General features: G+C 60.9%; 28 protein-coding genes. 21 read left to right on the plus strand and 7 right to left on the minus strand.

The features are described 5' to 3' along the window. Window position 1 precedes the first annotated feature (1 nt). Window positions 2-703: an alpha/beta hydrolase gene (locus H0O21_RS10580; protein WP_185190998.1), complete on the minus strand. Its 702-nt coding sequence runs from the start codon at window positions 701-703 to the stop codon at window positions 2-4. A 54-nt stretch (window positions 704-757) separates the two neighbouring features. On the opposite strand from H0O21_RS10580, the gene H0O21_RS10585 reads away from it, so the two are divergent. The 8 genes from H0O21_RS10585 to H0O21_RS10610 all read left to right on the plus strand — a co-directional run bounded on the left by H0O21_RS10585 (window position 758) and on the right by H0O21_RS10610 (window position 4214). Continuing rightward, window positions 758-1228 carry a DUF427 domain-containing protein gene (locus H0O21_RS10585; protein WP_185189650.1) on the plus strand — a complete coding sequence of 157 codons (471 nt, stop codon included), beginning with the start codon at window positions 758-760 and terminating at the stop codon, window positions 1226-1228. A gap of 18 nt (window positions 1229-1246) precedes the next feature. Further along, window positions 1247-1396 (plus strand): hypothetical protein, encoded by a 150-nt coding sequence (locus tag H0O21_RS13465; protein WP_255440993.1) that lies wholly within the window; start codon window positions 1247-1249, stop codon window positions 1394-1396. 56 nt (window positions 1397-1452) lie between these two features. After that, entirely contained in the window at window positions 1453-1608 is a 156-nt protein-coding gene (locus H0O21_RS13470; protein ID WP_255440994.1) for a hypothetical protein, read from the plus strand. After that, window positions 1608-1760, plus strand: a complete 153-nt coding sequence (locus H0O21_RS13475) for a PAP/fibrillin family protein (protein WP_255440995.1) — start codon at window positions 1608-1610, stop codon at window positions 1758-1760. The genes H0O21_RS13470 and H0O21_RS13475 overlap by 1 nt, the downstream gene beginning before the upstream one ends. Beyond that, complete coding sequence (locus H0O21_RS10595; RefSeq protein ID WP_185189651.1) at window positions 1757-2179, plus strand: NUDIX hydrolase; 423 nt, start codon at window positions 1757-1759, stop codon at window positions 2177-2179. Before H0O21_RS13475 ends, H0O21_RS10595 begins: the two co-directional genes overlap by 4 nt. Window positions 2180-2440: 261 nt before the next feature. Then, window positions 2441-3250 (plus strand): ABC transporter ATP-binding protein, encoded by an 810-nt coding sequence (locus H0O21_RS10600; RefSeq protein WP_185189652.1) that lies wholly within the window; start codon window positions 2441-2443, stop codon window positions 3248-3250. Between the two features lie 2 nt (window positions 3251-3252). Continuing rightward, a complete protein-coding gene (locus tag H0O21_RS10605) occupies window positions 3253-3990 on the plus strand; it encodes a hypothetical protein (RefSeq protein WP_255440996.1) in 738 nt (245 codons plus the stop codon). A 26-nt stretch (window positions 3991-4016) separates the two neighbouring features. Then, window positions 4017-4214, plus strand: coding sequence for a hypothetical protein (locus tag H0O21_RS10610; RefSeq protein ID WP_131455354.1), 198 nt, complete (start codon window positions 4017-4019; stop codon window positions 4212-4214). Here the strand turns inward: H0O21_RS10610 and H0O21_RS10615 are convergent. Beyond that, window positions 4211-4441 (minus strand): DUF6737 family protein, encoded by a 231-nt coding sequence (locus tag H0O21_RS10615; RefSeq protein WP_185189653.1) that lies wholly within the window; start codon window positions 4439-4441, stop codon window positions 4211-4213. The two genes, H0O21_RS10610 and H0O21_RS10615, sit on opposite strands and share 4 nt — an antisense overlap. Beyond that, on the minus strand, window positions 4438-5055 hold the full coding sequence (locus H0O21_RS10620; RefSeq protein ID WP_131455356.1) for a PCC domain-containing protein: 618 nt from the start codon (window positions 5053-5055) through the stop codon (window positions 4438-4440). Before H0O21_RS10620 ends, H0O21_RS10615 begins: the two co-directional genes overlap by 4 nt. Before the next feature lie 160 nt (window positions 5056-5215). Here H0O21_RS10620 and H0O21_RS10625 point away from each other — a divergent pair, with 160 nt between their 5' ends. Further along, on the plus strand, window positions 5216-5389 hold the full coding sequence (locus H0O21_RS10625; RefSeq protein ID WP_370523038.1) for a CopG family transcriptional regulator: 174 nt from the start codon (window positions 5216-5218) through the stop codon (window positions 5387-5389). A gap of 29 nt (window positions 5390-5418) precedes the next feature. Here the strand turns inward: H0O21_RS10625 and H0O21_RS10630 are convergent, their stop codons facing one another. Continuing rightward, window positions 5419-6531 (minus strand): transporter substrate-binding domain-containing protein, encoded by a 1113-nt coding sequence (locus H0O21_RS10630; protein ID WP_370523114.1) that lies wholly within the window; start codon window positions 6529-6531, stop codon window positions 5419-5421. Between the two features lie 85 nt (window positions 6532-6616). On the opposite strand from H0O21_RS10630, the gene H0O21_RS10635 reads away from it, so the two are divergent. After that, window positions 6617-6919: a DUF3104 domain-containing protein gene (locus H0O21_RS10635; RefSeq protein WP_185189654.1), complete on the plus strand. Its 303-nt coding sequence runs from the start codon at window positions 6617-6619 to the stop codon at window positions 6917-6919. A gap of 4 nt (window positions 6920-6923) precedes the next feature. Here the strand turns inward: H0O21_RS10635 and H0O21_RS10640 are convergent, their stop codons facing one another. Beyond that, window positions 6924-7118 (minus strand): hypothetical protein, encoded by a 195-nt coding sequence (locus H0O21_RS10640; RefSeq protein WP_131455359.1) that lies wholly within the window; start codon window positions 7116-7118, stop codon window positions 6924-6926. Window positions 7119-7164: 46 nt separating this feature from the next. Between H0O21_RS10640 and pdeM the strand changes: the two genes are divergently transcribed. Next, window positions 7165-7911 (plus strand): ligase-associated DNA damage response endonuclease PdeM, encoded by a 747-nt coding sequence (gene pdeM / locus H0O21_RS10645; protein WP_370523039.1) that lies wholly within the window; start codon window positions 7165-7167, stop codon window positions 7909-7911. Next, on the plus strand, window positions 7908-9365 hold the full coding sequence (locus H0O21_RS10650; RefSeq protein WP_255440997.1) for a hypothetical protein: 1458 nt from the start codon (window positions 7908-7910) through the stop codon (window positions 9363-9365). Before pdeM ends, H0O21_RS10650 begins: the two co-directional genes overlap by 4 nt. A 24-nt stretch (window positions 9366-9389) precedes the next feature. Here H0O21_RS10650 and H0O21_RS10655 read toward each other — a convergent pair whose 3' ends face one another. Further along, window positions 9390-9860, minus strand: a complete 471-nt coding sequence (locus H0O21_RS10655) for a CBS domain-containing protein (RefSeq protein WP_185189656.1) — start codon at window positions 9858-9860, stop codon at window positions 9390-9392. Window positions 9861-9942: 82 nt separating this feature from the next. Between H0O21_RS10655 and H0O21_RS10660 the strand changes: the two genes are divergently transcribed. Continuing rightward, complete coding sequence (locus H0O21_RS10660; protein ID WP_255440998.1) at window positions 9943-10440, plus strand: CDP-alcohol phosphatidyltransferase family protein; 498 nt, start codon at window positions 9943-9945, stop codon at window positions 10438-10440. Here the strand turns inward: H0O21_RS10660 and H0O21_RS10665 are convergent. Next, window positions 10406-11329, minus strand: a complete 924-nt coding sequence (locus H0O21_RS10665; RefSeq protein WP_185189658.1) for an NAD-dependent epimerase/dehydratase family protein — start codon at window positions 11327-11329, stop codon at window positions 10406-10408. The genes H0O21_RS10660 and H0O21_RS10665 overlap by 35 nt on opposite strands. A gap of 93 nt (window positions 11330-11422) precedes the next feature. On the opposite strand from H0O21_RS10665, the gene hisA reads away from it, so the two are divergent. From hisA to H0O21_RS10705, 8 genes are all read left to right on the plus strand, one after another. Beyond that, the gene (gene hisA, locus H0O21_RS10670; RefSeq protein WP_131455364.1) at window positions 11423-12190 is read left to right on the plus strand and encodes a 1-(5-phosphoribosyl)-5-[(5-phosphoribosylamino)methylideneamino]imidazole-4-carboxamide isomerase; all 768 of its coding nucleotides are present in this window, start codon (window positions 11423-11425) and stop codon (window positions 12188-12190) included. Window positions 12191-12322: 132 nt separating this feature from the next. Continuing rightward, entirely contained in the window at window positions 12323-12694 is a 372-nt protein-coding gene (locus H0O21_RS10675; protein WP_240789288.1) for a Fur family transcriptional regulator, read from the plus strand. A gap of 79 nt (window positions 12695-12773) precedes the next feature. After that, the gene (locus H0O21_RS10680; RefSeq protein ID WP_255440999.1) at window positions 12774-14456 is read left to right on the plus strand and encodes a DUF3685 domain-containing protein; all 1683 of its coding nucleotides are present in this window, start codon (window positions 12774-12776) and stop codon (window positions 14454-14456) included. Window positions 14457-14470: 14 nt separating this feature from the next. After that, the gene (locus tag H0O21_RS10685; protein WP_255441000.1) at window positions 14471-15031 is read left to right on the plus strand and encodes a thylakoid membrane photosystem I accumulation factor; all 561 of its coding nucleotides are present in this window, start codon (window positions 14471-14473) and stop codon (window positions 15029-15031) included. A 62-nt stretch (window positions 15032-15093) separates the two neighbouring features. Continuing rightward, entirely contained in the window at window positions 15094-16263 is a 1170-nt protein-coding gene (locus tag H0O21_RS10690; protein WP_185189659.1) for a F420-0:Gamma-glutamyl ligase, read from the plus strand. A 42-nt stretch (window positions 16264-16305) separates the two neighbouring features. Then, complete coding sequence (locus H0O21_RS10695; protein ID WP_185189660.1) at window positions 16306-17361, plus strand: hypothetical protein; 1056 nt, start codon at window positions 16306-16308, stop codon at window positions 17359-17361. Between the two features lie 37 nt (window positions 17362-17398). After that, window positions 17399-17878 (plus strand): Holliday junction resolvase RuvX, encoded by a 480-nt coding sequence (gene ruvX, locus H0O21_RS10700; RefSeq protein ID WP_255441002.1) that lies wholly within the window; start codon window positions 17399-17401, stop codon window positions 17876-17878. Further along, complete coding sequence (locus H0O21_RS10705; RefSeq protein WP_185189661.1) at window positions 17875-18420, plus strand: DUF3727 domain-containing protein; 546 nt, start codon at window positions 17875-17877, stop codon at window positions 18418-18420. The genes ruvX and H0O21_RS10705 overlap by 4 nt, the downstream gene beginning before the upstream one ends.

The following is an 18420-nucleotide window of genomic DNA, read 5'->3' on the forward strand; positions in this document are numbered from 1 at the left end:
GTCATCGGCAAGCGGCCGACCACCAGGACGTGATGCGATCAGGAGAGCCATACCAGGATGATCCAAACAAGCCACCATGGGCCGTGGCTTCTAACAACACTGGCCTTGCATTGAGCAACAGAGCCGATTGCACAGGCACAAGGCCATCACCCCGCACCTGAGGGTCACCGCTGATGCTCCGATAGCTGCCGCGGGCACTGCGACGACTGAAAGCCGAGGCCAACGGCCCATTCAGATCCAGCTCACCGGCAACGGCCACGTAGTCAACCTCAGGGGCATGGCAACCCGGGAAGCGTCGATCAACCATGGCTCTCAAGGGTGTAGCCCTCTCGGCCTGGTGGGGGCTGCCGAGGGTGATCAGGCGATTGCAACGCTCGGCACCGGCATAGACACGACCAGCAAAGGGCTCATGACTGAGATAAAGGCGAAGCATCACCCCTCCGGAGCTATGCCCCACGAGGGTGACCTTTCCAGAGGGTGAACGGCTCTGCAACTCCTTCACAAGACCATCCACCCGATCGAGCAAACGACGCCAACCAAGAGACCAGCTCGTGAGCAACCAGTCGAGTCGGCTAGCGGGAGTGATCGCCACGGCCAAACCTTGCTCGTTCATGAGCCAGTCGGCCATCGGTTGATAAGCCGTGTCACTGATGAGAAACCCACCGAGAATCACGACGGGTTGTCGGGGATCCACCACGCTCATCACCACGAGAAACAACGGGCCCAGCCATCATCAAAGGAGATCACCCCGAAGCCCATGGTTCAGGAACGGGTCGCGGACTACCCAAGACCACCACGGCTGGAACCAAGCAGTGATCTGGTGCTTGTGAAGGTGGCTGGTGAAGTGCTGTACGAGGGCACGGGGGCCTGGCGGGTTCTCGAAACCTTCCACCCGCCCACCTATTACCTGCCACCTGAGGGAATCAAGCAGTCGCTGTTGCACCCTGCTGTTGGGCGCAGCTTCTGTGAATGGAAAGGTGTGGCGGAGTACTTCGACATTGTTGCCGGAGGACGCAGGATCCATCGCGCCGTCTGGCGTTACCCAACGCCCACGGCGGACTTCAAGGCCATCCAAGGGTGGTTCGCGTTGTATCCAGCACTGATGGATGGCTGTTGGCTGAATGGGGAGCCTGTCATTCCCCAGCCAGGAGGTTTCTACGGCGGTTGGATCAGTTCTGCCGTGGTAGGCCCTTTCAAGGGGGATCCAGCCCATCCTGAATTGATCTGAGCCTGCGGTGCCAAGCTGATGCCCTCTTCCACTGATTCAGCCCGCGAGCGGCTCGTGGAGTTGTTGATGAATCAGCCGCAGGATCCGGTCATCAGCGAGCTTCTGGATCAGGTCGAAGCGAAAAGCACCGTGGATCTCTTCAAGGCAGCGCAACACAGCCGTGGCTGAAACAGGCCCCATGGCTGGAGAACCTGCAGGTGATCGATCCGAAGCGAGGGAGAGGGATGAATCTGCTGCGTCTCGGTGGCCCCATGGCTGATCTGGCCGCCGTTGCCGTCAAAGCTGACCTGACGATCGAAAACAAGACACGGGTCTCCGTTCGCTTCCGCAGGGGGGCTGGCTCGGCCCCTCCCTCATCAGCGGTTGGCGGCCAACACTGATGGCGGCAATCCAACAAAGCTTTCCGGCCTGGCTTGAGATCACCTGGCTCGACGAGCGATTGCGGGTCTGTCGCGGTAACGCAGGCACCCGCTTCGCCCTCCTGCGTCGTGACGACCTAAGCGTCGATGCACTGATGGGAGAACGGCCATGACCGTGGTGGCCCTGGCCATGCTCCAGCAGCAAGGTTCCTGGCTCTTGCAGCTCCGCGATGACATCAGCGGAATCGTGGCCCCCGGATGCTGGGGATTGTTCGGTGGTCACCTGGAGCCGGGGGAATCGCCCGAGCAGGGACTACGCAGGGAATTAATCGAGGAGATCGGCTGGTGTCCGCTAACCCTGAACCCTTGGTTTCAGCACCAGACACCCCAGCGCCTCCTGCATGCCTTCCATGGCGATCTGGATGTGCCTCTCTCGGAACTCACGCTCCTGGAAGGGCAGGATCTGACCTTGGCGCAACCAGAAGAGATCCACCAAGGCGCGGTTTGGAGCCCGCGACTCCGTGAATGCAGACCTTTAGCACCATCGCTTCAGCTGATCAGCCTCAGGCTGAAAGAACTCTCTGGCGAATGATTCAGACGCCATTGAGAAACAGAACCATCCCGATCACAACCAGGATCAAGACAAGCCACCACCCCCAACGCCTCACCCAACGGCTGGATGAGAAGCGTTCCTGACGAAAAGCTGCCCGTCCCTGACCGACAGGGCATCCACAGCGAGCGCAAACCAGGCGACCGGCCAGGGAACGGTCCGCACGGAAGGAACTGCACCCGCATTGCCTGCAGCGGCGGCTGATCCCCATCACGACACAGCAGAAACCTGGAGAATGGCGACATGGGCCCTCATTCGACAAGTCCCGACCACCATCCCTGGCTGTCTCTCAACTCCGTGGAGGCATGGATCCAAGACAAGCGCGTGTTCAAGGATCTGAGCCTGGATCTCTGGAGTGGTGAGCCCACGGTCGTTCTGGGCCCGAATGGTTCTGGAAAAAGTTCGCTGGTGAGGCTGATCAGTCGGGCGCTGTATCCGGTCGTCCGCCCGGGTTCTCATCTGAGGATCTTCGGGGAGGAGACGATCAAACTCTGGGAGCTTCGCCGCCAACTCGGGATCGTGAACAGCGATCTGGACAGTCGCATCCACCCTTCGACCCAGGGCAGGGAGCTGCTGTTATCGGCATTCTTCGGCGCAGTCAGACTCGGAAGGGAGCCGATCCCTACGCCCCTGCAGAACCAACGGGTTGAGCTGTTGCTGAAGGAGATGGATCTCGATGCACAGGGGCGACAGCCCTACGGCTCACTCTCTGATGGCCAGAAACGGCGGTTGCAGATCGCGCGAGCGCTCGTCCATGAGCCGGAGGTTCTGGTTCTCGATGAACCCATGAACACCCTCGACCTCAAAGCGCGACACAGCCTTCAGAAGACTCTGCGCAAGCTCTGCAGGCAGGGAATCACCCTGGTGATGGTCACCCACAGCATTGAAAGCATCATTCCCGAGATCGAGAGGGTGATCGGTCTTCGCGATGGTCAGGTGGTGATGGACGACACACCGAAACGTGCACTCACTGATCAGGCATTGTCTGAGCTATTCGACACACCGCTGCAGGTGGTTGAAGCCAATGGTTACCGACAAGTGTTACCAGGCTGAGCATGCTTGGCAGCAGTCGTGATCGTGCGGTGCTCGTTCAGATCATTCCGGCCCTGGCCTTGATCGGTGGCGGTGTTCTCGGAAGCCGCTTTCACCCCCAACAGCGGCTGCGCGGGATTATCGCTCACCTGGTGGGCGGACTGGTGCTAGGCACCGCTGCAGCCGATCTGATGCCCGCAGCAAGCCGCAGCGGCCATCTCCTCGCTCTCGCTGTTGGCTTTTGCCTTGGCTTTTCTCTGTTGCTGGTGATCAATGCGGTGCTCACCGAACCGAAAGCAGCTGAGGCAGCCCAGCAACTCAGGCCTCTATTGATCCTGCTGCTCCCCTTTCTGGTGGACAGCCTTATCGATGGATTGGTTGTGGGAATCAGCAGCGATGCCACAGATCACGGATGGATCATCCCGCTAGCGGTGGCCCTGGAGATGGGTTGCACGGCAGTGGGAGTTGGAACCCTGCTTGGACGCGGAGCTGGGCGTTGGCGCAGCACGCTCGGGGGGGCTCTGATGGCTGCGCTGTATCTGGTGGGGTTGGGAATTAGCGGATCACTTGCCAACTGGCTCAAGGGCCCAGCGCTCACGGGGCTCCTCGCCTTCGGAACCGCCGCCCTGATCTACCTGGTGATTGAGGAGGTGATGAAGGAAGCCCACGCCGATGGAGAGGACGATTCTGGGGTCGTCAACCTGGCCTTCTTCGTCGGTCTGCTGGTGGTCTGGCTGCTCGACGCTGCACAGCTGTCATAACCTCGCTGCGTGACGCAGCTCCCGCCATGAACAGCAACGCCAGGATTGATGCGCTGGAACTGATGCTCACTGATTTGCGCACCCGCAACGAACCGATCCGGCACAAAGCGGCCTTCCGAGGCTGTCAGCCGGAGTTCCAAGCCCTCGTGAGCCAGTTAATCGAGCAACTGGAAAACGAATTGCTCGAGCAGAAGCGTCGGGCACGGGGCGAGAAACTGGCCTAAGGGCTCTCAGCCCGCTTGTAGGCCGCAGGCACAAGCACCAGGAAGAGGAACCACCAGATGGTGATGCCCATCACGGCAAGGGCCGTCAGCCAGATGCGCTCGACGAGAAACCAGCTGGCGGCAATCACGACAACTCCCGTCAGCAAGATCGACCAGGGCTGACACCACCATGGCTTGGCAAGCCAAAGCGAAGGACTGGTGGACTCCGAGTGATCGGAATTGCTCACCGCAGCCCGTGGAGCTCAGATCGCTCATGCATGGCGGCAAGAGCGTCGTATCCGCCAACCAGTGCACCGTCCACAAAGACCTGAGGGAAGGTGTTCATGCCGCTGCGCCCATGCCAGTGGGCAAAAGCCTGATCATCGTCAACACGAAAGACCTGATGGGGAACGTCGGCACTGCTCAACAAGCGGAGCGCACGCGTGCACCAAGGACAGCCAGGTAACACCGCGATCTCGACACGAGCGTCATTGGCCTGCGGCGACATCGCAGGAATAGCCGGCTGGAGAGATGACGGCTCAAGGACGCCAAGAAGCAACTGGGCACCTTTAAGGATCAACGTGCCGTGCTCAAGATGCCCCCCCCAAACCTGGCAGGCCCCATCGGAAAGGCTCAGATGCAGGTGCACACCATCAGCCCCGAAGGTTCCGTTGAGCGTGATGATCTCCAGATCTCCCTCAAGCACGGTCGGGGAGGCCTGACCAGGGCATTGAAAGGCTGCTCTGGAGAGGTTGCCCACCACCCCGAGAACAAAACCTGAGAGATTCTGCGCTCGCGCTAACTCCTCGAGAGCTCCCCTGAGATCCTGACCAGGAGCTAACGACAGGGGCAGCGCGCGCATCACCTCAACCTGAAAACGGCCCCACAGTAACGCGGGCTGCATCGCAGGAAAAAACGGCAAGGATGAGGCATAATTGTTACGAGAACGTGTCAAAACCGTGTCAATCCTTCAATCCCTTCTGCATGAGCTGCAACACAAGCTGCAAACCGAGCAACCATCCATGAGTGCCGGTGACGTCGCTGACGCCGCGGAATCAGAACGACTGAACGTCACCCTTCCCGGAGGCGTGATGGCGCGCCTCAAGCAGCATGCTCTCAGCGAAGGACGCAGCTGCAGCAGCCTGGCCTCCTATCTGATCGAAGATGGCCTGCGGCGGCATCTCCCCCTGGACTGACAGGCCCAGCGGATGCCTCGTCCTCAGACTCAGGACTGAGGCGCAGGCTGGAGAATCCGATCTTCAATCGCCTTAATCCTGCCGCTGCGCACCATGTCGACAATCTCGACATCCAGCGGAACACGCAAGGCACTGTCATCAGGGAAGGCGAAGCCATAGGTCTGGGCCGCGAGGGCGAAGGGTGCCAATTTGAAATCGCTATGACCTTGCTTTTGCAGGAAATACTGCAAGGCCGGGCGATCGAACATCACAGCGTTGACCCGGCCCGCCTTCAACAGGCCGATTGCCGCATTCAGATCGCTAGTCGACGTTGCCTTGGCCCCGTAGATCTGAGCCCAAATCGAGCTGGTCGTTCCCCGAACGACTGCCACGGACTGACCGGTTAGATCATCGGGCTGCTGGATTCGTCCTGGCGACTGCTGGGACAGCGAGAGGGTGAAGGCTGAAGCCAGCCCCGCGGTCACAGACGAAAGAGCCAACAAAGACAGAAGCATCCAAACCCCAGCGACCGTGCGTCCCGTACGGCTCAAAGGGGCCCGATCGCCATAACCCACGGTTGTCAAAGTCACGAGAGCAAACCACATCCCATTACCAACGCCGTGAAGGTAATGACGAGGGAACTGCTCGTAGTTGCGACGCCGCTCCGCCAGCCAGATCAGATTCCCCACAAGAAACAGCAGAAGCATCAACACCCCGAGAGAGGACAGAGCTGCCCAGCCGAAGAAGGGCGCAAGCCTCTTGATCCAAGGTGCCGAACCCGTTGGCACCAGCAATCCGAGATGACCGTGGAAATAGGGCTGACTGAAATCAAGCCCCTCCCTCGCGAGGCGATCAGGAGTGATGCTGATCGGACCGATAGAGAGATCGACCTCCCGGCCGAGCAGCGCCTGCAGATTGGCGTCTGTATTAGGTAGTGGGACCAGCACATAGGGCTGGTTGAGACGGGTGGCCACCTCTTGCCACACCTCCACGCTGATCCCTGTCTGTACGGTTTGCCCGCCTATCACGAAGGGAGGGCTCCCACTCACACCAACCCGGATGGGCTTTTTCGCCTCCTCAACGGCGCCGACTGGCTCGAGCCAAAGGATTGATCCGACCAACGCCAGAACGATTGGCCGGATTGGGAACCATCGCTTCACCACAGCTGCTGCGCGCAACAGCCCATGGGTACCACGCCAACAACGGCCACGGCGACAATACACTTGCACTACTCGCGGGTGATAGTGAATGGAGCGCAGAGCAGAGCCGATCTTTCTGCGGATCCGCCCAGGCGACCATGTGGCCGTCAGGGGGTTGCACCCTTCAAGCCCCGCGTCGGACTGGTGGATCGGTGCCGTGCTGCATTGCGATGGCGGAGCCCGTGGACCACAACCGTCCCTTTGTCAGGTTGCCTGCATCGACACGGGCATCATTCACACCGTGAATGCTGATCAAATCGTCGATCGCCTCAGGCCTGGTCCAGGCGACGCACAATCCAGGCCATCGCCGCCAGGGAACCTGCGAGAGCAAGCAAAAGCGCGAGGGTCATGATCGATCAGAGCGGAGAAGGCAGGTTAAGAGTGGCAGGCTCACCCGCGCCTGCGTTCCCTAGGAAAAGCCAATCCGCCACTTCCATCCGCAGGGCATAGGCGCATTCAAAACGCTGTTGCTGTTCCAGAAGGTTGAGACGGTGCTCCAGAAAGCGCAGGATTTCAGGCTCTGGCTGGTGCAGACGATCTGGGAACGCCACAATGCAACCGCTCAGGTGGCGTCAGCCTGATGCATGGACACGACACTTGAATGCAGTCGAGATCACACCGACGGATGAGCCCTTGACCCGTGCTCCAGTAACCAACGGAGCAGGACAACCCTGGCATTGGGGATCCGAAGAACTGGTGCTGATGCCCCAGAGGGCCCTCTGGCGCCCCAAAAGCCGCCAGCTGATGGTGGCCGATCTTCACCTCGGCAAAGCCGAGGTGTTTCAGGCTCACGGGATTCCGATCCCGAGCGACGGAGATCGGTGCAACCTCGATAGGCTCAAACAGCTATGCCAAGTGCTGCAGCCCGAAGAACTGCTGATCCTCGGAGATCTCATCCACGGACGACAGGGGCTGACCGACAAGCTCATGAAGAGCCTGCAGTTACTACCCCGAGAGTGCAGCTGCAAACTGACGCTGATCGGTGGCAATCATGACCGTGACGCCCCCTGCCCTGGAGTTCCCAGGCAGCCCAGCCAAAGGGTCGGGCAGCTTTGGCTGAGCCATGAGCCCGAGTCGCCTCCGGAGCCACGCCACACGCCTCTTCTCAATGTCTGCGGCCACGTGCATCCAGTGGCATCGCTTCGCTCCGGCAATGATCGACTCCGCCTTCCCTGCTTTGCCTATGACCCTGTGAGCGAGCGATTGCTGATTCCTGCTTTCGGGGAGTTGACGGGAGGGCATGATTGCGGCCAGCGTTACCGCAAATGGCTGGTGGCTGAGAACGCCATCGTTCCTTGGCTCGATCCGTCTCCCCACCACCAAACCAGAAGACTGGCCCCGTGACACACGGATCCTCGGTCACCAAGAGGCCTGCCGGCGCCGCAAAACGGCAGCGTCGCTCGGCGCCGAAGCGACGATCGCGCCGCGGGCTGCGAAAACGCTGGATCGTGCTGGGACTGCCGATCTTGGGGTTCGCAGCGCTACTTTCTCTGGCACCTCCGAGTCCGGAGAGTGATCAACAGCAGTCCGGGACAAAGGAACGCCTGGGAGGAGCCGAGGCCGGCAGTTTTCGTTACCTGCCCGATGACGAGGTGTATGCCCTCGATTTTGATCCCAGAAAAGTGCGGGTCGGACTGCTTGAGGGGTGGGACCGGGAGCAAGATGCCTATCAAGACACTGCAGCACTCGCTTATGTGTCAGGTCCCATGTACGAACGACATGTGGACAACGGGGGGCAGGAGATCACTGTTCCCCTGGGAGACCTCAAGCTGGGTCAAAGGATCTGGAAGGGAAGGAACCGTACGGCGTCGCAGCAAAGAGCCTTCATCGGCATCGGTCATGACGGCAGTGTCGACTTCGGCTACGGCGAACTGACCAATGAACGGGAACGGCGCTACGACACCTTCGTCGGTGGTCTCCATAGTGTTTACAACGATCTGAAAGCCCCGCCCGCCAGCTACAAAGGGGCTTACAGCATCAGCATGGGGCAGCGCATCCGCTACTACCTGCCCAGGATCCGAATGGTCTTCGGACTTCGCGAAGACGGGCGGATGGAAATGCTGATGAGCAAGGACGGCCTCACCCTCGAACAAACGAGAGAGCTGGCCCGTCGGCGGGGCCTGGTGGCCGCCTACATGCCTGACCATGCCTCCAAAAGTCGCCTCATCATTCCAGGGGTCAAGGGTTTTACAGAGGAGGACGCCAACTGGATCAGCGGAGGGGCCACAAGCTTTGTGCATGTTCCCTATTTGCTCCGGTTGAGTGAACGACGCTTTGCCCTGGAAGGGAACTTGATGGCCAACCTCAGCAGCCGCGTGGGGATGGCCGCCCAATGCGACGGCCCCGTGGACTGCGCCCAGTGGATCGGAAACCGTCTGATCGATCGTGCATTGGCAGGCCTGAACCGGGTCATGGAACAGGGGGTGGAGCCAGTGGCCAGGATGATCTGGAGTCCAAAACAACCAACGAAACCAGGACGAAGCGGAGACTCCGGCAGTCAAACTGCAATCCGCGAGCGCTCACCGCTGCCGGAACCTCCGATTACTGCCGATCCGCTGGTGCTCCAAGAGCTTGATCCGGGCTCCAGATCCTCTGAACCGATTGATCCTGTCTTGCCAGGGCCCAATCAGGACGGACTCGACCGTCTGACCCTGCCACCGGATCTCCCCCCCCCGATCGTCGTGCAGGAAAAGTCTCAGCCGTCCAGTGCGATGCAAGAGAAGCAAAGTGGAGCCGTCAATCAGGATGCACTGGTCGGTGCACCGCCACCGCCGGTGTTGCCACCACCGCTGCCCTGAGTTAAGGCAGCAGCAAGGCCTGACTCAAATCTGGCTCGAGGCCAGGGCGCGGACCACATCACCGCGGGTGATCACACCGATGGGTTGTTGATCAACATCCACCACATAGAGCCGCTGGGTGCTGCGTTCATGCAGAAGCGATGCAGCCCGAGGCAACGCAAGCTCAGCGTTGCAGGAATGATGATCCCGCCGCATCAGATCTTTGACCGTTGTGCCAAGCACCTGATGGACCTGCTTATCCCAGTTGAGGGGGTTCCGAAGGTAGATGACGCTGTCAAGGAGCATCACGTAAGGACCGGCATCCACGCCGCTTTCACGCACCATCAGGTCCTGTTCGGTCAGTTCACCGATCAGCTGACCCTGGTCATTCACCACCGGCAGACCACTGATGTGGTGATCACTCAGCAAAGCCACGGCCTCTTGAAGAGGGGTCTCCGGAGTGACCTTCAGCACCGGCGTGGTCATCACATCACGAACCGACTGCTGGAGCACCATGGAACACATGCGAGTGAAGGCATTCTGAGCCTTGAAGAACCCATGGCGCACCTGGGCTGACCGCCTCACCCTGCTTCGGGCGATGGCAGGCCTGCCGCTGATCATGTCTCTGGCGGCCGGATGGTCGGCCGTGGCATGGATCCTGCTTCTTCTGGGAGGGCTCAGCGATGCACTGGATGGCTGGTTGGCTCGCCGAGGTGGAGGGGGAAACAGTTGGGGCGCCCGCCTGGACCCCTTAGCCGACAAGCTCCTGATTTGTGCCCCTTTGGTCTGGCTCGCCAGTGAGCAGCGCCTTCCCCTCTGGGCGCTGTGGCTTCTCTTATCCCGGGAGCTGCTGATCTCCGGATGGCGACGGGATGCCATGGACGGTGCTCCCGCCTCGAGTGCAGGGAAAGCCAAAACGATCTTGCAGTTCCTCAGCCTGCTGCTGCTGCTCTGGCCTAGATCCTGGGGATCGGACGCGGCTGTCGATGGGCTCCATCAACTGGGCTGGTGGCTCTTCTGGCCGTCGTTGTTCATGGCCCTGCAATCCGCCGCCAGCTACCTCAGGCCGCTCCAATCAACTGAAGGTCAGCGCTGAGATCTGGAGCATCCACCGGGTCGAGGCTGAACTCCCGGTTGAAACTGTCCTGAAAAGCCTTCAGGGCATCAAAACGAGGGCTCCAGGCGAGTTCACGCTCCACTCGGCTGATATCGGTCAGAAAATGGCCGATCCTGAGCGGAAAGGCCTTCCGCGCCTTGGGATCAAGTCCGCTCGGGTCGAAGCGACGCACATCAACGGACTGAGGATCACGTCCCGCTGCGATCGCAGCAGCTGCCACAAGCCCATTGAACGTGATGCCACGGCGGCAGGAGCAGTTGTAAATGCGGTTGGCGGAGGCATCCACCGCGAGCGAACGGGCCATGGCCTCAGCCAAGTCCTCCACATGACCCACCTGGGTAATCGTGGTGCCATCCCCCGGGATGGGGACGGGCAGGTCATGACAAATCCGGGCGAAAAACCAACGCTCAATCGGGTTGTAATTGCCAGGACCGACGATGTACGTGGGACGGAAACTCGTGAACGGAATTCCCTCCTTGAGCAGCCAAGCTTCGGTGTCAGCTTTACCGGCGTGGCGGCTTGCCGGATCCACTGGGCAGTCTTCATCAAGGGGCCACTGTTCGCTGGATGCATAAACACCAGCTGAACTCACATAAAGGAATCGGTGGCTCGGAGCACCCGTCACAGACAGGACAGAACGGCTGTCGTCCAGGGTGCGGCCGGAACTATCAATGATTACGTCGAAGCTTCGGCCCTGAAGTTGCTCTAAATCCTCCAGCTGGCTGCGATCCCCACGCACGTGCTCAATCCCAGCTGGCAGGGACTGCTTGCCTCGCGTAAACAGCGTGAGTTCATGCCCCTGAGCCTGGAGCGACGCCACCAGCGGTTTACCCACAAATCGGGTTCCACCCATGACAAGGATCTTCATCCGAACAGCTCAGTTGGCTGCCATTGAAGCGCGGTTGGGGGTCGCTGATCAGCCACGCTGCAGGATGGGGCTCTGCGATCCATCCCTCAACCCATGGAGATCATTCCCGCCATCGATCTGCTGGGTGGAGCTTGCGTACGCCTGCATCAAGGTGACTACGGACAGGTCACCCAGTTCAACGACGATCCGGTGGCCCAGGCACTGAGCTGGCAGACACAGGGGGCCAGCCGGCTGCACCTCGTCGATCTTGACGGCGCCAAAAGTGGGAAACCCGTCAATGACGAAAGCGTGCAGGCGATCACGCAGGCCCTCTCGATTCCCGTCCAACTCGGTGGAGGCGTTCGTTCGGTTGATCGGGCTGAACAGTTGCTGGCCTGCGGACTTGATCGCGTGATCCTTGGCACCGCAGCGCTCGAAAATCCTGGGCTGGTTACTGAGCTGGCATCGCGTCACCCTGGCCGGATCGTGGTCGGCATCGATGCGCGGGAAGGGAAGGTAGCCACTCGAGGCTGGATTGAAAACAGCAATGTTGAGGCCACGACCCTGGCCTCAGAACTCAGTGTTGAAGGCATTGCCGCGATCATCAGCACCGACATCGCGACGGACGGCACCCTTGAAGGGCCGAATCTTGACGCCTTACGTGCCATGGCCCAGGCCAGCCAGGTGCCGGTGATCGCGTCGGGAGGCGTCGGATGCATGGCCGACCTTCTGGCTCTACTGGCACTGGAACCCCTTGGAGTGCAGGGGGTGATTGTTGGACGCGCCCTCTACGACGGTCGCGTGGATTTGAGAGAAGCGATCGCTGCCCTGGGAGAGAACCGTCTTCAGGACCCTCCAAACCTCGACATCCTCAACGGCTGAGCCACCTCGGGTTGCCTGGGACCTTAAGGTGAAGTCATTCCCGATACGCCTGTGAGCGGAGTCAATCCCTCCACAGACCCAGTCCCCCAGACCGGGGTGCAGCAAGCCTTTGAACGCTGCCGTCAGCTCGGCATGCGTCTCAGCAGGCAGAGACGCATGGTGCTCGATCTGCTCTGGAGTGAAGCCAACCATCTCAGTGCAAGAGACATCTTCGAGAAGCTCAATGCCCGTGGTCGAAACATCGGCCACACCTCCGTTTACCAAAACCTCGAGGCCCTCCAAAGCGCGGGAGTGATCGAGTGCCTCGACAGGGCCAATGGGCGGCTCTACGGATATCGCAGTGATCCCCACAGTCACCTCACCTGTCTGGAGACGGGGCGAATTGAAGATCTCGACATCGAGCTGCCCGACGCACTACTCAGCGCGATCGAATCCAGCACTGGCTACAGGATCGAGTCGTACACCCTGCAACTCAACGGTCGTCCGACGGGCTCCGCATCCTGAACAATCCCCTCCCAGCCACTGGAGCCAAGGCTCCGCACTCGTTACCTTGACGGAACAGTGACGGTCCAGGTCCCCAGCCTTGAGCAGCAAGAACGTCGAAGTCCTCCTGCTCGCGCCGGATCTCCTCGGTGAGTCCCTGGCCCTACAGCTGTCGATGGAGGCCGACACCTGCACCGTTCGACTCCGGCCTGAGCAGCTCAATCAACACCCCTGCCTGGTGATCTGGTCGGTGGACGAACAGATCGGATTCGGGGCCCTGCGTCGGGAGCTTTTGCAGCTCAATGAACGCTGGCAACCAGCTCCTGTGCTGCTCTTGCTCCCCGCTCAACTGAACCTGAGCGAAGACGAGCTGCTTCAACTCGACTGCCCCGGATTACTGCAAGACCCGGATCTACCAAGCCTTCGCGAAGCCATCACCACCCTGCGCGAGGGGGGACGGGTGTTGCGTCTTCGCCAGAGTGCAGGCCCACAACCCAGTGCATCGACCCCTGCGGCAACGCTGGGCCTGGGGCAATGGCTCTTAGTCAGCGGTCTGCAGCAGATCAGCCATGACCTGCAGGTAATCGAAAGCCTGCTCAATCCCCCTCCAGAGCATCTTCTGCTGCGACTGCTGCTGGAAGGGCGCTGCCGCGAATTGCGCAGTGCCAGAAACCTGCTGCTCTGGCTGTGGGGGCCCCTGCAGGTCGGGCTAGTGGACGCCGTCCCCCTGGGTCAACAGAGCAGAACGATCCTCGAGGAAGGCGGGGACTCGCATCATCAGGCGAGCACAGCGATCACGCTGCGTGAACGCAATGCCACAGCGGTCTGGACAGCGATCCAGGAGCGGCTCCAGGGAGCGGTCAACGCAGGGTTGGGCAACGGCACCGGCAGCCTGTTGGCGATGGAGGGGCTGAACCCAGAACGTCGCCGCGATCTTCTCTTGGCACTCCTGCAGCAACTCGACCAGGTCATGGCACGGCTCCGGCGCGAGGAGATGGAGCCAGAGGATCTTCACGCAGCGGCACTGACCGACAGCTGGCACGCTCTCCAGCCTCAGCTGCGCAGACAGGCCCTGCAATCCATGACCGGTAGCTATGTGCGTCTACCGCAGGGCGACTCCCTCCAGCCCGTGACGGAGTCATTGCTGACGCAGGCGGATTTGCAGCAGGCCGATGAAGAACTACCCGATCCACGACGGATGCTGGATCCACTCGTTCTTGACCAGCCGGTGCTCGTGGATGGTCAACTCCTGCCAGCCCACCACCCCCGCGCCTTGCTCCAACTCGAGACTCTTGTCAGCAACTGGTTGGTGCGAACGGCTGAGTTGATCAGTGGAGAGTTGATAAGCGCCTGCGGTGACTGGCCTGAACTGCGGCGTTATCTCCTGAACCAGCATCTGATCTCCACCCGTGAACTGGAGCGACTCCGCAACCAGCTCAACCATCAGAACCGCTGGCAACTCTGGATTCAGCGGCCGATCCGCCTTTATGAGAGCCGTCGTCTGCTTTACCGACTACGGGCCGGTCGAATCGAACCGCTGATCCTTGTGGAACCCCGCGACAGCGAACTGAAACAGTTGGGCTGGTGGCAGCAACAGGTCGCACTGCTTCTCGAAGCAAGGGATGCCATTGCTCCTCAGATGCAGGCTTTGGTGCGCACCATTGGAGACCTCATGGTGGTGCTGCTCACCCAGGTGGTCGGTCGAGCCATCGGCTTGATCGGTCGAGGGATTGCTCAGGGGATGGGACGGAGCCTGAACCAGCGGCCTGCGGGCCGCGGCTGAGATCAACAGTCAGAATGCCCAGCTATCACGGCTGGGCGATGGCACGAGTACTCAAGGCAATGCTGGGACTGGTGCTGTCTCTGCTCCTGTTTGTTCCAACTGCATCCGCAGCGCGCGATGACGATGCCTACGACGGCAACATCTTCGCCCTCTACGCAGGCAATGGCTCCCTGGTCCCTCCCGCCAGCACCCTGGCCGAATCCCAGGCAGCCGGGCGAACCAGCGTCCTCATCTTCTACCTGGATGACAGCCGCACGAGCAAAGCCTTCGCTCCAGCCGTCTCAGAGCTGCAACGGCTCTGGGGGCGAAGCATCGACCTGATGCCTCTGACCACTGATGCCCTGCAAGACCGCATGGATCGGGGCGTCAGCGATCCTGCCCACTACTGGCACGGTCGCATCCCCCAAGTGGTGGTGATCAACGGCGAGGGACGTCTGCTGCTGGATGAAGAGGGTCAAGTGCCCCTCGAGGCCATCAATGTCGCGATCAGTGAGGCCACTGGTCTTCCCGCTCCAGAGGGGGTGAGCACCAGCCTCAGTTTCAATGAGCTCAACACTGAAGTGCTGACCCGCTGATCCGAGCGATGAAACCGCCTACGCTGCGCGGCTGATCGTCCGGTCGATGCACCGGTGATGGCATGGCCACCCTGCTCATCGTGCTGCTCGTCCTCGGTGTGGCCGTGGCCTGGCTTGAGGCGCGGCACCGCCTGAGACCAGCCTCGCCACTGCAACTGAGTGCCAATGACTGGCACGTGGAGCCTCAAGAGCAAGGTGGGCTGAAGGTGACGGGCTCCTTCTCGATTCACAACCCCCACCAACGCATGGAGGTGATGGTTCCCGAGTTCGACGTGAAGCCCGTGCTGATTGGACAGTGTGATCTCACCTCAATGAAGGTGAGCACCAGCATTCGGCCCGAGCATCCCGACGAAGAAGCCCGGGACGATGGCTACTGGGCCGCTTACATCGTGAAGGGAAGAAAAACCACCACGGTGAAGGTGGCGATCAGCGTCGCTGACGCTGAGGGGACTGCGGTGCTCGAGAGCGTCGACACCCTGTGGGCCGACGTGCACTGGATCAACTACGGACCGTTTGGTCGTCTTCAACGACGCCAGGGTGTGGTCTTTCCCTTGCGGCGTCCTGCTGTCCCGACCCGCGATCAGGCAAACATCAGGCCTGGCGACCAGTGCGGAGTGCTGCCGATCCGCACCCACCTGCTCGGGCCACTGGATGACACCGTTGACGTGCTTCGCACCTATGCCGGGCATCTCGTTCAGCCCGGTGATGTGCTCACCATCGGTGAAACGCCCGTGGCGGTGATGCAGGGCCGCTATCAACATCCCTCCATGGTGGATCCAAGCTGGCTGAGCAGACTCCTCTGCAGAGCGTTTCATCCCACCAGCAGCCTGGCTACAGCCTGTGGTCTCCAAACCCTCATTGATCAGGTCGGTCCGACCCGGGTCCTGCTGGCCTGGGTTCTTGGCCTTGCCATGAAATTAGTCGGCAGCCCAGGTGGCTTCTATCGACTGGCTGGAGAGCAGGCTCGGCTGATTGACGACATCACCGGCACCACTCCTCCCTATGACCAGACGATTGTCTTGGGTCCGCAGGAGCCCCAGGCCCTCTGTGAGGCAGCAGCCGCAGCTCTCGGCGTCGATGTGGCCATCGTTGATGTCAACGACCTCGGTCGCGTCAAGGTGCTCGCGAGCAGCCGTGGCTGCGACCACGCCCTGCTGCACCGGGCTCTGAAACCAAATCCAGCGGGAAATGCCAACGAGCGAACCCCTCTTGTGCTGGTCCGGCCAGCCTGAAGAACTCCCCGGGCTGCCCGACGGGCAGAGACGGGCGATACATTGAGCTCATCCCAGCTGAGCATCGTGGTGGGGGGAGCCGACTGCACCCTTCAGGTAGAGCCGCTCCATGCGGCCCACCTTCCCCGGCTTCAGGCCGGCGAATCGAGTGCTTTGCTTCCCAGACTTCAGACCCTTCTCCTTCAAGGGCTGATCGCCAGAGCGGAAAGCCTTTTTCCGGTGCTGCCGTGGATACGCCAGCCCAGGGCGCTTGTCGCTCTGGAGTCCGACCAACTGCGGGCTCTTGTGGAATTGCGTCCCCACAATCGCCAGGGAACCTGTTGGCGACTGGCCCTTGAAGACATCAGCACGCCATCGCAGCACAGTCGCGCTCAGGTGCTCAGCACCCTGCTCAAGGAATCCCTCCTCGGGGCGCACCCGCGATCCCGCAGTTGGGTGATTCGCTGCCCATCCCAGGATCGCGACCAGATTGAGGTCCTACGGGAACTCGGCTTTCAACCCCTGCGACGAACGCGACTTTGGAGCCGCGCATCAACGCCATCGCCGATGCCGACTGAGCTTGGAGACGGATGTATCTGGTCTCCCCTCAACCGTCGCAGTGCTCCGCTCCTCTGGCCCCTTGAGCAGGCTTCCGCATCAAGCCATCAACGACAGATCGTGGACCGACGCTGCAACGATCTACTCGACCAGTGCGGTGCCGGCAGTGGGGTGTTGCTGGGCAAAGGCGACAACGGTCCAATCGCCCTTGCCGGACTTCTGCGAATCGATCGAGGCCCCGATGGTGCCCGGTGTGAACTGGTCCGGGACCTGGCCTGGGATGAGCGACTCAATCGGGCATTGCCAGCGGTCTTGGATCGACTGCACCGGGAACAACCTGACCTGAAACTGCTTTGCAATGAGGAGGATCGTCCCTTAAACGCCTTGCTGGAAAGAGCGGGATGGAACTCCATTGGCGAGGAGCTACTGCTCGGCAGAAGTCTCTGGCGGCGACAAATCCAACCACGTCAACGTCCAAACAGCCTCCAACTGGAAAGCGTGCTGGGACGTCTCCAGCCCCAACGTCCACCGCTGCCGACCCCGAGCCTGGGGCGTCGCTGACCATCACGTGGCAAGCCTGAAGCCTCGCCCCCGTTCCGTGCTGAGCTTGGACGTCGGTCGACGCAGAATTGGTTTGGCCGGCTGCGACCCCCTCGGGATTGCGGTCAGACCGTTGCAGGCCCTGAGGCGTCAACGCTTTGGCGACGATCTCGAGCAGATCCGCAGGCTCTGCCACGAGCGCCGGGTGGAAGGTCTGGTGGTGGGCTTGCCGCTGGATGCAGAGGGAAGACTCACCGACCAAGCGGTCCATAGCCAGCGCTACGGAATCAGGCTGGCGAGAGCGCTCATGCTGCCCCTGGCCTGGGTGAACGAACACAGCAGCAGCTGGGCTGCCGGCGAGCGCTTCGGACTCCACGGCGACCGCAGCGGTCGCCTCGACAGTGCTGCCGCCGCCTTACTACTGGAGCAATGGCTGAACGATGGTCCCGAGCCAGAACCGGTCGCAGCGGCGGACCCGGCCTCTGGCAGTGTCAGCGGCGATGAAGGATCCTGTAAGAACACATCAGCGCAGTCATGAGCAGCAGCGGAGCCGGTAACGGCAGCGAAGTGCCCACCGTCCTTGTCAGGGACAAGGGGAGCAGGGATCTGCTCTGTTTCCTGGAACAACTGATTCCCCTCGATGGGGTCGACTACGCCCTGCTCACACCTGTCGATACCCCAGTGTGTCTGTTTCGCCTCAAGGACGGCGACGAACCTGAGCTGATCGACGCCATTAGTGACAGCGAACCGATCCTTTCTGTGGCTGACGTTGATCTACAGGAACACGACCTGACGCTTGTGCGATCCGCCGTGACACTCACAGTCAGCGGTGAGCTGGACGAACCCGACCCCGATGAACTGGAGGAAGACAGTGAAGAGGAAGACGATTCGGAAACCTATGAGCTGCTGGTTAGTTTCCTGGTCGAAGAACAGGAATATGGCCTTTACATCCCCCTGGATCCCTTCTTCGTTGTGGCCCGCATGAACGACGGTGCCGCAGAACTCGTCGAGGGCGAGGAGTTTGATCGCATCCAGCCGCGCATTGAAGCGGAACTTGAGGAGCGGGAGCTCAGCAACTGA

Source organism: Synechococcus sp. HK01-R (assembly GCF_014217855.1).
Classification (GTDB): Bacteria; Cyanobacteriota; Cyanobacteriia; order PCC-6307; family Cyanobiaceae; genus Synechococcus_C.

Coding starts and splice junctions, on each gene's coding strand:
- H0O21_RS10605 (WP_255440996.1), top strand. CDS start 3,253: ATGCTTGGCAGCAGTCGTGATCGTGCGGTGCTCGTTCAGATCATTCCG.
- H0O21_RS10675 (WP_240789288.1), top strand. CDS start 12,323: ATGCGTCTCAGCAGGCAGAGACGCATGGTGCTCGATCTGCTCTGGAGT.
- H0O21_RS10665 (WP_185189658.1), bottom strand. CDS start 11,329: ATGAAGATCCTTGTCATGGGTGGAACCCGATTTGTGGGTAAACCGCTG.
- H0O21_RS10620 (WP_131455356.1), bottom strand. CDS start 5,055: ATGCGCGCGCTGCCCCTGTCGTTAGCTCCTGGTCAGGATCTCAGGGGA.
- H0O21_RS10595 (WP_185189651.1), top strand. CDS start 1,757: ATGACCGTGGTGGCCCTGGCCATGCTCCAGCAGCAAGGTTCCTGGCTC.
- H0O21_RS10690 (WP_185189659.1), top strand. CDS start 15,094: ATGGCCACCCTGCTCATCGTGCTGCTCGTCCTCGGTGTGGCCGTGGCC.
- H0O21_RS10625 (WP_370523038.1), top strand. CDS start 5,216: ATGAGTGCCGGTGACGTCGCTGACGCCGCGGAATCAGAACGACTGAAC.
- hisA (WP_131455364.1), top strand. CDS start 11,423: ATGGAGATCATTCCCGCCATCGATCTGCTGGGTGGAGCTTGCGTACGC.
- H0O21_RS10685 (WP_255441000.1), top strand. CDS start 14,471: ATGCCCAGCTATCACGGCTGGGCGATGGCACGAGTACTCAAGGCAATG.
- H0O21_RS10705 (WP_185189661.1), top strand. CDS start 17,875: ATGAGCAGCAGCGGAGCCGGTAACGGCAGCGAAGTGCCCACCGTCCTT.
- H0O21_RS10585 (WP_185189650.1), top strand. CDS start 758: ATGGTTCAGGAACGGGTCGCGGACTACCCAAGACCACCACGGCTGGAA.
- H0O21_RS10600 (WP_185189652.1), top strand. CDS start 2,441: ATGGGCCCTCATTCGACAAGTCCCGACCACCATCCCTGGCTGTCTCTC.
- H0O21_RS10655 (WP_185189656.1), bottom strand. CDS start 9,860: ATGGTGCTCCAGCAGTCGGTTCGTGATGTGATGACCACGCCGGTGCTG.
- H0O21_RS10660 (WP_255440998.1), top strand. CDS start 9,943: ATGGCAGGCCTGCCGCTGATCATGTCTCTGGCGGCCGGATGGTCGGCC.
- H0O21_RS10635 (WP_185189654.1), top strand. CDS start 6,617: ATGGAGCGCAGAGCAGAGCCGATCTTTCTGCGGATCCGCCCAGGCGAC.
- H0O21_RS13475 (WP_255440995.1), top strand. CDS start 1,608: ATGGCGGCAATCCAACAAAGCTTTCCGGCCTGGCTTGAGATCACCTGG.
- H0O21_RS13470 (WP_255440994.1), top strand. CDS start 1,453: ATGAATCTGCTGCGTCTCGGTGGCCCCATGGCTGATCTGGCCGCCGTT.
- H0O21_RS10580 (WP_185190998.1), bottom strand. CDS start 703: ATGAGCGTGGTGGATCCCCGACAACCCGTCGTGATTCTCGGTGGGTTT.
- H0O21_RS13465 (WP_255440993.1), top strand. CDS start 1,247: ATGCCCTCTTCCACTGATTCAGCCCGCGAGCGGCTCGTGGAGTTGTTG.
- H0O21_RS10610 (WP_131455354.1), top strand. CDS start 4,017: ATGAACAGCAACGCCAGGATTGATGCGCTGGAACTGATGCTCACTGAT.